The following is a 16,431-nucleotide window of genomic DNA, read 5'->3' as shown; positions in this document are numbered from 1 at the left end:
GGAATTACGATGCCATTAGTTATTGTCGCTTTAGGAATTGTCGCTTTATTAATTTTAATAATGGGCTTAAAATTAAACACCTTTATTTCCTTAATCATTGTGTCGTTTGGAGTGGCTTTAGCACTTGGGATGCCACTTGATGGAATTGTCAAAACCATTGAAGCAGGATTAGGCGGAACACTTGGTCACTTAGCGTTAATCTTTGGACTTGGAGCGATGTTGGGTAAGTTAATCGCAGATTCAGGGGGCGCGCAGCGCATTGCCATGACCCTTGTTAAAAAATTCGGTGAAAAGAATATTCAATGGGCAGTCGTAGCAGCATCATTTATTATCGGTATCGCGTTATTTTTTGAAGTGGGATTAGTATTATTAATTCCAATCGTATTTGCGATTTCAAGAGAATTAAAAGTTTCGATATTATATCTTGGTATTCCAATGGTAGCGGCATTATCCGTGACTCACGGTTTCTTACCGCCGCACCCGGGGCCAACCGTTATCGCTGGTGAATATGGTGCAGACATTGGTCAGGTTTTATTGTACGGCTTCATCATTGCGGTACCAACCGTTATTTTAGCTGGACCAGTATTTACAAAGATAGCTAAAAGATTAGTACCTGACTCATTTACGAAAACAGGCAGCATTGCCTCTTTAGGAGAACAAAAATCTTTTAAACTTGAAGACACACCTGGATTTGGAATCAGTGTATTTACCGCTTTACTTCCGGTTATATTAATGTCAATTGCTACGATTATCACTTTGATGCAAAAAACAATGGGATTTGAGGATAATGGTTTACTGGCAGCTATCCGTTTTATTGGCGAAGCCGGTACTTCAATGTTGCTTTCCTTATTATTTGCGGTCTATTCAATGGGATTAGCAAGAAAGATTCCAATGAAAGATATTATGGATTCTTGTACCTCAGCAATCTTGCATATCGGAATGATGCTCTTAATCATAGGGGGCGGGGGAGCCTTCAAGCAAGTATTGATCGATGGCGGTGTAGGTGACTATGTAGCTGAATTATTCAAAGGAACATCATTATCACCAATCCTGCTTGCCTGGATCATCGCGGCAATCCTGCGTATTTCCTTAGGATCTGCTACCGTTGCTGCCTTAACGACAGCTGGTTTAGTAATTCCGATGTTAGGTCAGACTGACGTTAACCTTGCTCTAGTTGTACTTGCTACAGGAGCGGGAAGTTTAATCGCTTCACACGTTAACGATGCTGGCTTCTGGATGTTTAAAGAGTATTTTGGTTTAAGCATGAAAGAAACATTTGCAACATGGACCTTGCTTGAGACGATTATTTCAGTAGCCGGATTAGGGTTTATTCTATTACTAAGCTTATTTGTATAGGCCTTTCCCGGCAGTAAATCCCCACTTATAGTAGGGATTTACTGCCTATTATTCTTACATAGAAGGAGCAGAAAATTAAATGTACAATTCAATTGGTGTCATTGGTTTAGGGGTAATGGGCAGTAATATCGCTTTAAATATGGCTAGTAAGGGGGAAAAAGTAGCTGTCTATAACTACACAAGAGATTTAACGGATCAACTTGTTGCTGAATTGGACAGTCAGTCGCTCCATCCGTATTACGAAATCCAGGACTTTGTTCAGTCACTGGAAACGCCAAGAAAGATTTTTCTAATGGTGACTGCGGGCAAGCCGATCGACTCGGTGATCAATTCATTGCTTCCTCATCTTGAATCAGGCGATATTATCATGGACGGCGGCAACTCCCATTACGAAGATACTGAACGCAGATATGATGAATTGAAATCTAAAGGAATCAGTTATTTGGGAATTGGTATTTCTGGTGGAGAAGTCGGGGCGTTAAAAGGACCTTCAATCATGCCGGGTGGAGATAAAGACGCCTATGAAAAAGTAGCTCCAATTCTGACAAAAATCGCAGCACAAGTAAATGATGACCCTTGCTGTACCTATATCGGTCCAAAAGGAGCAGGTCATTTTGTAAAAATGGTACATAACGGGATTGAGTATGCAGATATGCAATTAATCGCCGAAGCCTATACATTTTTAAGAGAAAAGCTGCATTTTGAAGTTAATGAAATTGCTGGCATCTTTGAAACATGGAATCAAGGCGAACTGAAAAGTTATTTAATCGAAATCACTGCTGAAATTTTAAGGAAAAAAGATGAAGTAACGGGCTTACCCTTGATCGATGTGATTCTTGATAAAGCAGGACAAAAGGGTACAGGCAAATGGACCAGCATGCAAGCTATTGATAACGGAATACCAGCATCGATTATTACAGAGTCTTTGTTTGCTCGTTACATTTCCGCTTTAAAAGAAGAACGGGTCAATGCAGAACATATTCTAACAGGCCCTGAGAACGATCAGCAAAAATTAGATAAAAATGAGTGGATTGACTATATTAGACAAGCATTATATATGGGAAAAGTTTGTGCATACGCGCAAGGTTTTACTCAATATAAAATGACTTCTGAACTTTACGGCTGGGATTTGCCTTTAAAGGATATTGCGCTGATTTTCCGCGGTGGCTGCATCATTCGTGCAGAATTTTTAAACGTCATTAGCGAAGCCTATCAAGAGCAGCCGAATCTGGCTAATTTATTAATCTCACCATATTTTGCCGAAAAGGTTACGGATTACCAGGTAGGATTGCGAAAGGTTGTCTGTGAGGGAATAAACTCCGGTATCTCGTTTCCATGTTTAAGCGCTTCACTCACTTATTACGATAGTTATCGAAAAGGCATCTCAAATGCTAACCTTTTGCAAGCACAACGTGATTATTTTGGTGCACATACCTATGAACGACGTGATTTAGCAGGAGTCTTTCACACAAACTGGCAGTGATAGAAAGTGACAAAAGAAACAGCCATCTCTCAATAAGCGTTCATGAATTTGAAATGAATAAATTTGATAAACTTGTGAAAAATCTGTCATTGATTGACAATGTTATGTTTCCTGCTCTTGTATCAAAAGATGCGGATAAAAATGCGGTATATCGGAATTGAAAAGCTTGCAGATAATACGATCACTCAAGGCTCTGGCGGCCATCTGCAGAGAGTCGCCATCTGTAGAGCATGCATAATGATATTAAGACAAGAGAGAAAGCATTATGAAATGGTTAGTAGAAAATGGATTCTAATTTTTAAATGGCATTCGCATAAAGTTCATACGGAAACTTTATTTGGTAAGTTCGAAAGGAAAAATGAAGAATGTTTGTAAGGAAAGACACGCTAACAATTTGTTAACGCAATCAAGCGGAAAACGAACGATACAATCTCGTTAAAGATGTTACACCACTGATTAGCAAAAACCTTGCTATAACACATTTTTAGCACATATCGTTAAAAATATTACACACTCTCACCATACGGGCGGCATAATGTAATAATTGCTTAAATCCCTTGAAATATAGGGGTTTAACGAGGATTTAGAAATGGATGCTCACCTAACATGTAAATATTTTTAAAGTGAAGGTCTTCCATCAGTTTATTGAACTGCTGGGAGGCCTTTTCTTTCATGTAGTCAGTCGTATGGGCATAGAAGTTTATCGTTGTTTGAATATCTGTATGTCCTAATCGCTGTTGAATTTCTATCAACCCCACCCATGCTTGGCACGGGGCAAGGCGCCAAGACCAACCAGATGTAACACCCACAATGGCTAAGGCTAGATAGGAAATAGCGGCTATGCAAGGGAAGTAAGGAAAGCGAATAGATGATCTAATCGTATAGGGAAACAGAAGAAAGGAAAAGGAAATCTTATCGGTATCCCTAACAACTTCTGGATAGGCTAAACTTATCTAGACAGAAAATTTAAGGTCAGGTAGACTACAGATACAACTAGTTATAGAAAAGAGGTCCGATATGCGACGTGATATACAACCGAATGAACGAGCTTTCTCTTCCAAGGAAGTGGCAGAAGAAGTGGGGATTGCAACTCCCACTGTTCGAAAGTATGGTCAAATCTTAGAAAGAAATGGATATGAGTTTTTGAAAGATGGAGATCGACGTATCTTTGTTCAATCTGACATCGGGGTGCTTATAGCGCTACGCGATACGGACAAGCCCCTAGACGATACAGCTAAAGACCTTGTATTTCAACAAAAAGAAAGATTAGAAGGATCCAATGAAACTGAGATAGCGATACCCGATACATATGAAAATTTACCCCACGACCCCAATCAATTAAAAGAGGTCTTAATGTTTTTAGTCAATGAACTCGCAGCCACACGCGAAATGAATGTCCAACTGACAAGCGATATGTCAGAGCTTAAAACAAAGGTTTCCCGGCTCCAGCAAGATCATCATGTTATAAGTTCTAGTATTGGAAATTCAGCGCAAAGAACTAATACTAAAATTGAACAATTAACTGAACAACAAAATATCCATTACGAAACATTGCTGCAGCAAGAAAAACAAAAAAGTGAAATCTTACAAAAAGAAATACAAAATATGCGGGACGAACAGAAAAAAGACTGGAGTTCACAAAATGAATTTAATAAACGTTTAGAAGAAGCGATACAAAAACGTTCAGAAAAATGGTGGGGGCTTTTCTCCATATTCAGAAAATAAGGTGACTGTCATGTTTTTTTTGCCTAACTGATTAATGATTTGTGGAAGCAATTTATTGATGTAGAAACATTTGATAAATCTTTTTTTATATATAATGATGGATAAAAGCATAGTGACATATATGATTCGCATAGCTGAAACACAGAATTAAGAAAGAGTATTTCAACTTTACAGGATTTGGTGCCTACTATGTAATCGCTCGGCGATACCAATGTTTCGCAAGTTCTACCAGAGGCAAACATAGGCTCAATTGAAATTCATTGGAGATTTGTTTAAGCGATATGCATCTAAAACAAAATCACAATTTGAGGCAAGCAAAAAAACATGTTTGATAAAATGGAGTTGAGGCGGTTGAAAACTGCATTCAAAAAAAGAGTCATCCTTAATAGAGTTGCTCCAGACAGTGGGTGATCGGTTCTTTTTTTGTGTGTTTCGTATCGCTGGGCGATATAACTTGGTGTTCGATATCAAAAACATGATATACATCCGAATGAACGAGTATCTCTTCTAAGGTAGTGGAAGAAGAAATGGGGATGCAACACCCACTGTCAAAAGTATGGTCAAAACTTAATGAAACGGATATGGGTTTTTAAGATGGTGATTGCCTATCTTTATTCAATCCGACATCGAAGCGGTCATAGCGTTACGCGATACGGACATTCCCATAGAGGATACGGCCAGGACCTTGTGTACCTACAAAAAGATAGATTAGAAGAAACTAATGAAACAGAGATAACGATACCCGATACATATGATAATTTAACCCATAATCCCAAACGATTAAAAGAGATTTTAATTGTTTTAACCAATGAACTCGTAGCTACGCGTGAAATGAACATCCACTGACAAACGATATGTCTCAGCTTAAAACAACGGTTTCCAGCTCCAGAAAGATCCATGTCCTTAATAGTGTTCCTCAAGAAAGGGGCTGATCGGTTCTTTTGTGTGTTTCGTATCGCTGGGCGATATAACATACAAATAAATCCACAGAACCTTCATCTTAAGGGRGGTCCAATATACGATAGGATATACATCCGAATGAATGAGCAGCCTTTTCCAAGGAAGTGGCATAAGAAATAGAGAGGCAAAATCCACTGAGCGAAATGGATAGGAGCTGTTAAGATGGCGATTGGCATATCTTCGTTCAATCCGACATCGAAGCGCTTATAGCGTTATGCGATACGGGCAGCCCTCTAAACGATAGAGCTAAAGACTCTTGGATCAAGAAATAGAAAGATTAGAAGGAACCAATGAAACAGAGATAGCGATACCCGATACATATGACAATATATTTGACCCATGTTCTCATTCAATTAAAAGGGATCTTAATGTTTTTAACCAATGAACTCACTCGCAGCTACGCGTGAAATGAACCTCTAACTGACAAACGATTTGTCACAGCATAAATCTGAACAACAAAAAAACATTATGCAACCAAATCAAAAGTGGAAATTCCTTTGTTCCAACTATTCGGGATCACCATTTTCAAATTTCAACAATTTCCCGAGAAATATCTACAAATTCTGAGTAGATATCGACAAAATTAGGCTTTTAAAAGAGATAGCGATACCCGATACATATGACAATATATTTAACCCATATTCTCATTCAATTAAAAGAGATCTTATTGTTATTAACCAATGAACTCGCAGCTATGCGTGAAATGAACCTCTAACTGACAAACGATAACGATATGTCACAACTTAAAACTGAACAACAAAAAACCCATTACGAAACATTACTGCAATAAGAAAAAGGTTTCACTCCCTTTTTTTAGTCTCCTATACGATCTTCAGGTGTTAATTTTCGTTAATAACTATTTAAACCTAAGGGAACCAAATCAAAAGTGGAAATTCCTTTGTTCCAACTTTTCGGAATAACCATTTTCAAATTTCAACAATTTCCCGAGAAATATCTACAAATTCTGAGTTGATATCTATCGACAAAATTAGAAACTTCTAAAGGCGATTTGTTTTTGCTGATAAAAAAGTAGAATTTGCATAACCGTTACTTACCAGAGAGTTTGTAATTGCTCCATTATGGAACACAAAAAATGATCAACTTATATAAAAAATCCAATTAAATAGTATAAGGGCATGTTTTGATTAATCTTTTTTCAAAACATGCCCTTTCTATTTATTCATTTATCAGGTTTCTTGGATTAATTTGATAAAACTTTGTTTCAAAGCTACACTTTTATAAATTAGCAAAAAATTTCCTTGCCTTAATTATAATAGATGGAAATAGAAAAAAGGTGGATATTATATGAAATTATCAATACTTGTAGCCCCTTTTTGCATAAAAAAGAGCTGCCTTAAAGACAGCTCCGATCATCAGCTAATGCACCCGTTTAGTTGATTAAGAATGTTTTACTCTCGCCTAACGGCAGTTAAATAAGACTCCAGAGTTCGCTGGCGTAGAGCATGTCAGCAATCATACCTTACCGAAAACGTGTGGTAATTGGTTTTACAAGTTCATGAAGGCTATTGCCATGTTGCAACGAATCCTTCATCATTCGCATCTATCCGTTACCCTGCGCTATATTGGGATTACAGAAGAAGAAACCGACAATGTATTAAAGTCATTTAGTGTCTTTAATAATTCATAACAAATAAATGGCCTCTTTTTAGTAGGTTTCTTTTGATAACTTCACTTTTTAAAAAATTATTGTTATTTCAAATTAGCCAAACATAAATGCTCTTTTTCGATAGCTTATTGAAAAAATTAATCCTATTGCTAACATATTCCCCATTAATGAGCTGCCTCCGTAACTTATAAAAGGTAAGGGTATCCCTGTTATAGGTAGTAAACCTATGTTCATTCCAATATTCTCGAAAATATGGAAAAAAATCATTGAAACCACACCTACACATAGGTAAGATTCAAAACTATTTTTGACATCTAACGCTAATTTCACCATGCCCGAAATAAGGAAGAAATAAATTGTTATTAAAATACTAGATCCTAGGAAACCATATTTAGAAGCAATAACGCTAAATATAAAATCTGTGTGTGCTTCAGGAACATATACCCCGCTTCCTTTATAACCAGAAACTCCACCTGATCCTATGGCAAGCAAGGCTTTGATTAAGTTAAAGCCCTCTCCTGATTTATAAGACTCTGGATCAATCCAAGCATAAATCCTTCCTAATTGAAATATTTTTATCCCCATTAAACGGAGAATTTCAGGGTGAAGAAAAACTAAGTACAAAATTCCACTTACAATTGATCCTCCAATAATAAAAATACCACCAATTATTCTCCATGATATTCCTGAAACAAATAATATCCCTATAAAAATACACATTAATACTAAAGATGTACCTAAATCTGGTTGTTTCATAATTAAAAGTATTGGAAGAAGTGTTGCAGCCCCCATCTTAATTAATAGAAAAAAATCCGTTTTCAAAGTTTTGTCTTCATATTTATTATGATGTTTTTGTATTAAGTAACTTAAACAAATTATTAAAGATATTTTAGTAAACTCAGCTGGCTGAAGAGACCCAATCCCAGGAATTTGAAACCAACTTTTGGCTCCATTTATTTCTCGTGCTATTGACTCAGGCGACAAAATTAATGCAATTAATAGAAATAAACTAAGCGAGTAAAAAAACCAATTCAAGCGAAATATTTGTTCAGAATCCAAATACATAACTCCTAAAATCATACCGAAACCTATAAAATACCAAGTTACTTGTCTAAATAAAAAATCCCCTTCGTATTGACCAAATTCTTGAGCAGTGTGAATAGCTATACAACTAGTTATAAATAGCAAAAGTAAAAGTGTAACTAGGTTGTAATCAAACTTTGAATTTTTCATATTTTTCCCCTTGTAAAATATTTACTCATGTTATAATTTAACTCTATTTTACTAAAAATGTAAATTCATTAGTGCCATAAGACGGGTTGAAAATCGAGCTCTCTTTTAAGTCGCTCTTGAGAAATATTATTTAGCTAAGAAAAGTAAAAAAATAAAAATCCAACCCTGAAAAGCTTCAAGGATGGATTCAGACAAGCACCAAGATCCTTAGGGTGTCTCTTGGATAATTCCTATTATGGTCTATAGATGGGGATGTTATCCAGGTTATTACGAGAATGTGCTTATAAATGGGAAAAATCCAGCTGCCATAATTGGTGGCTTTTTTTATGACTAAAGTGCAGATTTGGTCTTTATATAGAGGGGGGAATCGAGGATTAAATGTCTTTGCCCCCTTATTACTAAGGTTCCTTTCGAATTAATATAAATGGACTGAAAAAAATGAAATTTGCACGCTTTGATCTTTTTAGGCTGTATCTATGGTATTCATGAAATATTTATAGATGGTGCACAAAGGTATTTTTCAAAAATAGTAGGAATGTTATCCATCATTTTATCAACATGGGTATTTGCATGTATAACGTCTTTGAAAGACAAAGCTGGTCGATAATTGCATTCTTATTCAGTATATAAATTTTAAGACTATTCGCTTCAAATAAGTAGACGTGTTTCCCTACTTAAGACAATCAGAAGTGGTTCTCGAAAGGGGGATTTAATTTGAAGAAATTTATTGTTTGTTATACCTTGGAAAATGATATTAAACGAGAAAAAATAATAAAAGGGCCAGATGTAAAGAAGGAAGACGTTCTACAAGATGTATTAGATAAGATAGTACGAAGTAATTACTTTATTGCGAAAACCGACCAAGGAGATTATAGGATAAATTCTTCCTTAATACGTTATATACAGGTTTTCCATGAAATGCATTGTTTTAAATACCATACTGATCATCAATGACTAGTGAGTAAATAAAAGGTTATTTCTTTGCATAGTTTTCTTCAATTTTGTTGAGTAACCTTGAATATGGGAGAGAAGATTAATGTCAGAAACGTATCGTTCTCGTCAGGAACGAAAACAAGTGGAAAAAACAAAACAAGATCAAAAAAAAGGTAAGAACTACCCTAAAAGAAGGTCTTTCTTGAAAAAAGTTTTACTTGGGTGCTTACTGTTAGGTGTTGTTTCAATTGGAATAGGGGCAGTTACGGTTGCAGCAATGATTAAGGATGCACCTAAAATAGATGCTTCAAAACTAGTCGATCCACTTTCTACCAAATTATACGATAAAAACGGGAATTTCCTTTACGAATATGGTAAAGAAAAACGGACAAAAATTACGTATTCTCAAGTTCCAAAAATGTTGGAACATGCTTTCATTGCCACGGAGGATGCACATTTTTATGAACACAATGGCATTGATATAAAAGGAACTGCGAGAGCAATCTTCAAGAACCTAAAAGGGGATTTCGGATCTCAAGGCGGAAGTACGATTACACAGCAGGTCATTAAAAACTCCTTTTTGTCACCTCAGAAAACAATAAAGCGAAAGGTACAGGAATGGAGCTTGGCCTATCAGCTTGAGCAAAAGTATTCCAAACATCAAATCTTAATGATGTATTTTAATAAGATCTACCTTGGAGACGGGGCATATGGTGTAGCAGCCGCCGCCGAAAATTACTACGGAATCGATGCCGATCATCTAAATAAACTAACGCTACCAGAGGTCGCTATGCTGGCGGGGCTCCCACAGAGTCCAAGTTATTATGATCCCACTGAACCCGAACATGTGAAAGCTGCAACAGATCGTCGTAATATTGTTTTAGAAGCTATGTATAAACAAGGGTATATTACGAAAAAGCAATTGGAGGATGCAAAGAAGGTTCCAGTTACATCAGGACTTGTTCCAAAAACGAAAAAGCAGGGAATGCCGTACGAGGCGTTTTTGGACGCTGTTGTAAAAGAAGTTGAAGGAAAGCTAAAAAATGTAGATATCAGTTCGGATGGATTATCTATTTATACGACGCTAGATCCAAAAGCTCAGACCTTTGCGGACAAAATGATGAACACCGATACGATTATTTCTTATCCAAATGAAAATTTTCAAGGAGCCTTCGTATTTTTAGATACAAAAACAGGAGAAGTACGAGCTATTGGAAGCGGTCGAAACCAATATAAAGCTTCCTTCCGAGGCAACAACTTTGCGGTTGATATTAAACGTCAACCAGGATCTACTTTCAAGCCAGTCTTTGATTATGGTCCGGCTATTGAAAATTCAAAATGGTCTACAGCACACCAAATTAATGATCATGAGATAACCTACTCAAATGGTCAATCTATTTCTAACTGGGATCATCAATATCACGGAAAGTTGTCGATTAGAACAGCACTTCAATGGTCATACAATATTCCAGCACTCCTTACCCTTCAAGAAGTAGGGATGGATAAAGCACAAAACTTTGCAGAAAATCTGGGTATTACTTTTAATAATAATAAGGTGTACGAATCATATGCGATTGGAAGTAATACGGTTAATCCATTAGAGTTGGCAGGGGCATATAGTGCTTTTGGAAATAACGGTGAATACAATACACCACATTTTGTTCGTAAAGTTGTTTATCCTGATGGCAGAGTTGTTAATTTAACTCAAAAGCCAAAACGTGTTATGCATGATCACACAGCTTATTTGGTGACGGATATGTTACGGACAGTCGTAAAATCTGGTACAGGAAAAACAGCAAATGTCCTTGGACTAGATGTGGCTGGAAAAACTGGCACAACCAATTTTGACAGTAAAACCAGAGCACAATATGGATATCCAGCCGGTTCGGTAAATGATAGTTGGTTCGCTGGTTATACACCGCAATACACTATGGCGGTTTGGACTGGATATACTAAAAATGGTCCAGGTAATTATATGGATGGAAATACAACTAAAATCTCGCACCAAATGTTTAAGGCCATGCTGGAAGCGTTTGGAACAGACAAAAGTAGCTTCCAGCAGCCTAGTGATGTATACCGGGTGAATAATGAACTGTTCATTAAAGGTGCAAATCCTGAAGAAGCTCCACAAGTTATAAAAAATAATAAAAATAAACAATTTGATATTGGTGGAAATAAAGAGGATAAAAAACATAAACAAGAGGAAGGAAAGCATAAACAACAAGAGGAAAAGAAACACAAACAAGAGGAAGAGAAGCATAAACACCAAGAGGAGAAACACAAACAAGGGGAAGAGAAGCATAAACACCAAGAGGAAAAGGAACACAAGCAATAAAGATTTTTAGGATGGGATCGCATTGGTTCCATCCTTTTTTATGATACAAATAAGAGAATGTGATGGTTTCTACTTAAACTATAAGGTGCTTTACTTCAATAAGGGAGCTGCTTTGAAGTGACCCAAAAAGTTAGACACTTTATTTAATTAGGCAGCCTTGAGGGCATGAACCCGGTAATCTACCGGGCTCATGCCTCAGTGTTTGTCGACAAAAGGGGTTCGGAATGTRTTAAATCCGAGCCCCTTTTGATATTCTGTGAGGGGCGAGGCAGTTAGTGGAAGAAAGTAATATCTGTAAATTGATTTTAGTCGGAATACTTGATAATGTGGTGGTGTAAATTAGTTTACAAAAGGATGATTGTCATGAAAAAAGCAGAGGAAATAGCCTCCTAAATCAAATAAAACATATTAGGAGGCGTTGTATATGAAATTCAATATAATTGATCGTGAAAATTGGTATCGAAAAGAGTACTTCGAACACTATTTACAACAACAAACAACGTTCAGTATAACGAATGAAATTAATATTACTGTTCTTATGAAGAACTTAAAGAAGAAGAATTATAAGTTATATCCTGCGTTTATTTTTATGGTTACAAATATAGTTAATTCCCATCGAGAATTTAAAACCAGTTTTAACCCAGAAGGGAATTTAGGTTATTGGTCAGAAATTTTGCCTTCTTATACAATTTTTGATAATAAGACATACACATTTTCTAGCATATGGTCACCAAATGTAAGTAGGTTTTCTGAATTTCATTCTCAGTATGAAAAAGATGTAGAAGAATACAATGGTACGGGTAGTTTATTTCCAAAGACTCCTGTACCAGATAATAATATTCCGATATCTATGATCCCTTGGAGTTCTTTTACAGCATTTAATTTAAATATTAATAATGGTGGAGATTTTCTCTTACCCATTATAACTGGGGGTAAATATTCACAAATAAAAGATGAATGGTTCATACCTGTCTCGTTACAAATTCATCATGCTGTTTGTGATGGTTATCATGCAAGTGTTTTTATGAATGACTTACAAAGGTTTGCTGATGAAAGTGCAGACTGGCTCTAATTGTTCATTGGGAAAATATCTAAAAGGGGAACTGTGAAAGCAGTTCCTTTTTTTATAGAATTACAACCAAAGTTTGTTAATAAATGTACTTAAACTATCGGGGAAGGATAGTTCATTAAGATGTATAATATTGGATATATTTAAGGGGGGATTCTGATGTTAATCAGAGAGGTAAAACCTGAGGATGCTGAAAGTTTCGATTGGCTAATGAAGCAAGTTGAAACTGAGGCTGATTTTATGCTTATGGAACCAGGAGAAAGAAAAGGTTCTCCTGAACAACAACGTAAATGGTTGGAACGAATGGACAAAGAGAATAATTCAACTGTACTTGTTGCAGAACAAGAAGGTGGACAGTTAGTAGGATATTTAGCAGTGATTGGCGGAGAAACAAGAAGAACCAAACACTCAGCCTATCTTGTTATAGGTATTTTAAAAGAATACACAGGGCGTGGTATAGGAACAAAACTATTTCAAAGGTTAGAAGAATGGGCAATAATTCATAATATCTTACGGTTAGAGCTTACAGTCGTCACTCAAAATGAAACAGGAGTATCTCTATATAAGAAAATGGGGTTTGAGGTAGAAGGAATAAAAAGAAACTCACTAGTGATAGATGGCAATCTTTTTAACCAGTATTTTATGTCCAAGTTATCATAAGGTCTTGTTAAAATAACAGGTGCGTTAGTTGTTTAAGAATTAAGTGAAATTATGAGTGAGGTCAGATTTTAGTTATTCAATTAAAGGGCGCTATTCTGAAACTGAAGTGACCCCAAAAAGTTAGACATTTTATTAAGTTAAGCAGCTATGGAGGATTGAATTCGGTATTGTACCGGACTCAATCCTTTTAATTTCCCTTTAATACGTTTGTGGTTGTAGTATTCGATATACAGTTCAAGCTCACGCTTGAACTGAACCATACTCTCAAATTCTTGCAAATATAATAGCTCAGATTTTAATAGACCAAAAAAATTTTCAATTACTGCATTATCTAAACAGTTACCCTTACGAGACATACTTTGGGTAATACCATTTTGTTTTAATGCATAAGAGTATTGTTTCATTTGATAATGCCAACCTTGATCCGAATGTAAGACAGGGGCATCTCCTTCGGATAAGTAGATAAAAGCTTTGTTTAACATTTTTGAAACAAGTTCATATGTAGGACGGCTTTGAATATTATAGGCGATAATCTCACCATTAAATAAATCTAGTATAGGGGAAAGATATAACTTCTCACCAAATAAATGAAATTCAGTTACGTCCGTTACCCACTTTTCATTTGGTTTTGTCGCAACGAAATCACGTTTAAGAATGTTTGGTGCGATTTTACCTACATTTCCTTTATAAGAACGGTATTTTTTCATGCGTACAAGCGATTTTAAACCCAATTCCTTCATAAGCCGTTGAACGGTTTTATGATTGATTAGGAAGCCTTGATTACGTAATTCTAATGTTATTCGACGATAACCATATCTTTCTTTATGATCGTGATAGATAGTAGAAATCATCGATTTCATTTCGGCATATTTATCAGGTTGGTCAAAGCGACTTGTCCAGTAATAATAAGTACTACGCTTAATTCCGGCTAGCTTTATTAACTCTTTTACACTAAATTGATCCCTTAGTTCATAGACTACTTGCGCCTTGTCTTTCGTTTTAATGTTTCCTTTTCTTGAACTAAGGCATTCAACTTTTTTAGAAATGCATTCTCCATACGTAAACGTTCATTTTCTGCTTGTAATGCCTCTATAGAGCCATCTTCGAAGGTCTGATTCTTAGTATCTTTTTGGTTGCCTTTCTTCAACTTTTTACGCCCCTTTTTCTTAAGAATTAGGGAGTCTATACTTTCATTTCTAAGACTAACTCGCCATTTTCTAATTGTACCTGGAGTAGGTAAATTAAACTGTACTGCAGTCTCTAAAGAAGACAACCCGTTCTCGTTCATATAATTGAGTATGTATAGTTTATCTTCAAAAGTATAACGTGTATAGCTTTTTTTAAGAGATTCTGGGCCATGAAAATGATATTTTTTAATCCGAAAATTAAGAGTTTCAGTATTAGTTAAATTGAGTGATTTAGCAATAGAAGTAAGGCTTTCTTCACCGTTTTCATAACGAAAAATCGCATCTAATTTTTGTTCAAGAGTAATTCTTGCCATAAAAAAGGCACCTCCAAGTGTTAGATTTGTGTCTAACATTTGGGGTGCAGTTCAAACAAGTGTAAGCGCCTATTTTTCATTATAGGGCCATTTAATTGAATAAGCTTTTGAATTACGATGCAGTTTGTTGAAGTGATATAATTAAATAAAATTAAACGTTAATACCGAAATATAATGAAATAAAGAATAAGGAAAAGGGGGATTGAAAATGGATATAAGATACCCAATTGGGAAACTACAAGTTCCTGAAAAAGTAACATTAGAAAATTTTCAAGAATGGCTAAAGGAAATCGAAACTTACACGATTCGATTAAGAGAAACTGTCGACTCATTAAGTGATGAGGAATTAAGCAGAACTTATCGTGAAGGTAGCTGGACAGTTCGTCAACTTGTTCATCACATTGCAGATTCTCAGTTGAACATGTATCAACGTTTGAAGCTGGCTTTAACAGATGAGAACCCAACAGTACCAGCTTTTGATGAAGAAAAGTGGGCTATTCAACCGGATACAAAGCTTCCTGTAGAAAGTTCTATTAAAATGTTAGAAGGTATAAATGAGCGCATCGTATCTTTAGGATATAGTTTAACTGAAGAGCAATTAGATCGAGCTTTTACTCACCAGATAAACGGTATAATAACAGTTGCAACAAAAGTTGCAAAATTAGCTTGGCACGAAGAGCATCATTTAGCCCATATAAAAATCGCATTATCAAAATAATACATTATTTATAAAAGTGGCTTATCGAACCTCGATAAGCCTTTTTTAAAATTAAAATAAGGAATAATTACAGAAGTTTTATTCAACTATCGGGGCAGGTTACATTCCTGTAGTTCGTTATTTTTCAGCTTTGAAAAAATAGGGCTCCTCAGTAAGATATGAGTAAGACATCATCTAACTCAAAACCTTAGGAGGAACCTTAATATGAATTTTAAAATGCAAGACAAACAAAATTAACTAATAGAAAGAATTTCCGATACACATCTTATTATTGGTATGGATATAGCCCAACAATTACACGTTGCTCGAGCTGTTAACTTCCATGGAATTGTAGTTGGAGACCCTATTACATTTGAAAATAATGAAGAGGGATTCGTAAAACTATTAAGTTGGATTCAAAACTTACAAAAACTAAAAAACTTAGATTCCACGATAGTAGGTATGGAGCCTATAGGACATTACTGGATTAACCTTTCAAAATGGTTATATAACCAAAACATTGAGGTTGTAACAGTCAATCCCCACTTAGTAAAAAGGAATAAAGAGAATCGTGATAATACCCAATCTAAGAGTGACAAAAAAGATGCGCTCGTTATCGCGGATATTGTCTTTCCTGTGCTGCGACAAGGAATAAGTGAAATTTCATTAGCGGGGATACTAGGTGAGTCAGGAGATCTAAGTGGCTTCTCTCACGGAAACTCTCTATTACGTCATGCTGGATTACATCTAGCGGAAGCAAGTTCAGGAAAATAGAAAGGTCAGATTGTCATTTCAAAGCGTGGAAGGTCAAGACTACCATATTCATTCCTAATTCAATTAGGGAGGAGCTGA

Annotated in this window: 13 protein-coding genes and 1 pseudogene; 11 read left to right on the top strand and 3 right to left on the bottom strand. The window is 35.9% G+C overall.

All coding sequences use genetic code 11. The annotated features are described in order from the left end of the window. Nucleotides 1-9 precede the first annotated feature (9 nt). The 3 genes from AC1DVK_RS10450 (at nt 10) to AC1DVK_RS10440 (ending at nt 3,214) form a co-directional block, all read left to right on the top strand. Nucleotides 10-1,356 carry a GntP family permease gene (locus tag AC1DVK_RS10450; protein WP_089364303.1) on the top strand — a complete coding sequence of 449 codons (1,347 nt, stop codon included), beginning with the start codon at nt 10-12 and terminating at the stop codon, nt 1,354-1,356. A 79-nt stretch (nt 1,357-1,435) separates the two neighbouring features. Beyond that, on the top strand, nt 1,436-2,839 hold the full coding sequence (gene gnd / locus AC1DVK_RS10445; RefSeq protein ID WP_410862860.1) for a decarboxylating NADP(+)-dependent phosphogluconate dehydrogenase: 1,404 nt from the start codon (nt 1,436-1,438) through the stop codon (nt 2,837-2,839). Between the two features lie 129 nt (nt 2,840-2,968). Next, nucleotides 2,969-3,214, top strand: a complete 246-nt coding sequence (locus AC1DVK_RS10440) for a hypothetical protein (protein WP_477626434.1) — start codon at nt 2,969-2,971, stop codon at nt 3,212-3,214. A gap of 197 nt (nt 3,215-3,411) precedes the next feature. Here the strand turns inward: AC1DVK_RS10440 and AC1DVK_RS10435 are convergent, their stop codons facing one another. Beyond that, nucleotides 3,412-3,648, bottom strand: coding sequence for a hypothetical protein (locus tag AC1DVK_RS10435; RefSeq protein ID WP_477626433.1), 237 nt, complete (start codon nt 3,646-3,648; stop codon nt 3,412-3,414). A gap of 256 nt (nt 3,649-3,904) precedes the next feature. On the opposite strand from AC1DVK_RS10435, the gene AC1DVK_RS10430 reads away from it, so the two are divergent. Then, nucleotides 3,905-4,564, top strand: a complete 660-nt coding sequence (locus tag AC1DVK_RS10430) for an SH3 domain-containing protein (RefSeq protein WP_477626432.1) — start codon at nt 3,905-3,907, stop codon at nt 4,562-4,564. 570 nt (nt 4,565-5,134) lie between these two features. Further along, complete coding sequence (locus AC1DVK_RS10425) at nt 5,135-5,410, top strand: hypothetical protein (protein ID WP_477626431.1); 276 nt, start codon at nt 5,135-5,137, stop codon at nt 5,408-5,410. A gap of 1,834 nt (nt 5,411-7,244) precedes the next feature. Here the strand turns inward: AC1DVK_RS10425 and AC1DVK_RS10420 are convergent. Beyond that, the gene (locus AC1DVK_RS10420) at nt 7,245-8,384 is read right to left on the bottom strand and encodes an FtsW/RodA/SpoVE family cell cycle protein (protein WP_089364298.1); all 1,140 of its coding nucleotides are present in this window, start codon (nt 8,382-8,384) and stop codon (nt 7,245-7,247) included. A 714-nt stretch (nt 8,385-9,098) separates the two neighbouring features. Between AC1DVK_RS10420 and AC1DVK_RS10415 the strand changes: the two genes are divergently transcribed. From AC1DVK_RS10415 to AC1DVK_RS10400, 4 genes are all read left to right on the top strand, one after another. After that, entirely contained in the window at nt 9,099-9,338 is a 240-nt protein-coding gene (locus tag AC1DVK_RS10415) for a hypothetical protein (protein ID WP_477626430.1), read from the top strand. 82 nt (nt 9,339-9,420) lie between these two features. Further along, complete coding sequence (locus AC1DVK_RS10410) at nt 9,421-11,652, top strand: transglycosylase domain-containing protein (protein WP_477626429.1); 2,232 nt, start codon at nt 9,421-9,423, stop codon at nt 11,650-11,652. Between the two features lie 424 nt (nt 11,653-12,076). Then, a complete protein-coding gene (gene catA, locus AC1DVK_RS10405; protein ID WP_477626428.1) occupies nt 12,077-12,724 on the top strand; it encodes a type A chloramphenicol O-acetyltransferase in 648 nt (215 codons plus the stop codon). Nucleotides 12,725-12,880: 156 nt separating this feature from the next. Further along, on the top strand, nt 12,881-13,381 hold the full coding sequence (locus AC1DVK_RS10400; protein WP_477626427.1) for an N-acetyltransferase family protein: 501 nt from the start codon (nt 12,881-12,883) through the stop codon (nt 13,379-13,381). A gap of 137 nt (nt 13,382-13,518) precedes the next feature. Here the strand turns inward: AC1DVK_RS10400 and AC1DVK_RS10395 are convergent. Beyond that, nucleotides 13,519-14,882 (bottom strand): IS3 family transposase gene (locus AC1DVK_RS10395; protein ID WP_477626426.1). Its coding sequence is split into 2 segments (ribosomal slippage): nt 13,519-14,423 and nt 14,423-14,882, totalling 1,365 coding nucleotides; the frame shifts between segments, so codons are not numbered across the junction. 208 nt (nt 14,883-15,090) lie between these two features. On the opposite strand from AC1DVK_RS10395, the gene AC1DVK_RS10390 reads away from it, so the two are divergent. Both AC1DVK_RS10390 and AC1DVK_RS10385 read left to right on the top strand, forming a co-directional pair. Continuing rightward, the gene (locus tag AC1DVK_RS10390) at nt 15,091-15,600 is read left to right on the top strand and encodes a YfiT family bacillithiol transferase (protein ID WP_477626425.1); all 510 of its coding nucleotides are present in this window, start codon (nt 15,091-15,093) and stop codon (nt 15,598-15,600) included. A 240-nt stretch (nt 15,601-15,840) separates the two neighbouring features. Beyond that, a pseudogene (locus tag AC1DVK_RS10385) lies at nt 15,841-16,350 on the top strand (IS110 family transposase); the annotation flags it as partial. Nucleotides 16,351-16,431 lie beyond the last annotated feature (81 nt).

The organism is Peribacillus sp. P4_B1, from assembly GCF_056402395.1.
Note: the sequence above shows the minus strand (reverse complement) of the source record. Positions and strands in the feature narration are given on the sequence as shown.

What these genes read in the sequence shown, in the direction of transcription:
- AC1DVK_RS10450 (WP_089364303.1), top strand. Translation starts at nt 10, where the DNA reads ATGCCATTAGTTATTGTCGCTTTAGGAATTGTCGCTTTATTAATTTTA.
- gnd (WP_410862860.1), top strand. Translation starts at nt 1,436, where the DNA reads ATGTACAATTCAATTGGTGTCATTGGTTTAGGGGTAATGGGCAGTAAT.
- AC1DVK_RS10440 (WP_477626434.1), top strand. Translation starts at nt 2,969, where the DNA reads ATGCGGATAAAAATGCGGTATATCGGAATTGAAAAGCTTGCAGATAAT.
- AC1DVK_RS10425 (WP_477626431.1), top strand. Translation starts at nt 5,135, where the DNA reads ATGAAACGGATATGGGTTTTTAAGATGGTGATTGCCTATCTTTATTCA.
- AC1DVK_RS10420 (WP_089364298.1), bottom strand. Translation starts at nt 8,384, where the DNA reads ATGAAAAATTCAAAGTTTGATTACAACCTAGTTACACTTTTACTTTTG.
- AC1DVK_RS10410 (WP_477626429.1), top strand. Translation starts at nt 9,421, where the DNA reads ATGTCAGAAACGTATCGTTCTCGTCAGGAACGAAAACAAGTGGAAAAA.
- catA (WP_477626428.1), top strand. Translation starts at nt 12,077, where the DNA reads ATGAAATTCAATATAATTGATCGTGAAAATTGGTATCGAAAAGAGTAC.
- AC1DVK_RS10400 (WP_477626427.1), top strand. Translation starts at nt 12,881, where the DNA reads ATGTTAATCAGAGAGGTAAAACCTGAGGATGCTGAAAGTTTCGATTGG.
- AC1DVK_RS10390 (WP_477626425.1), top strand. Translation starts at nt 15,091, where the DNA reads ATGGATATAAGATACCCAATTGGGAAACTACAAGTTCCTGAAAAAGTA.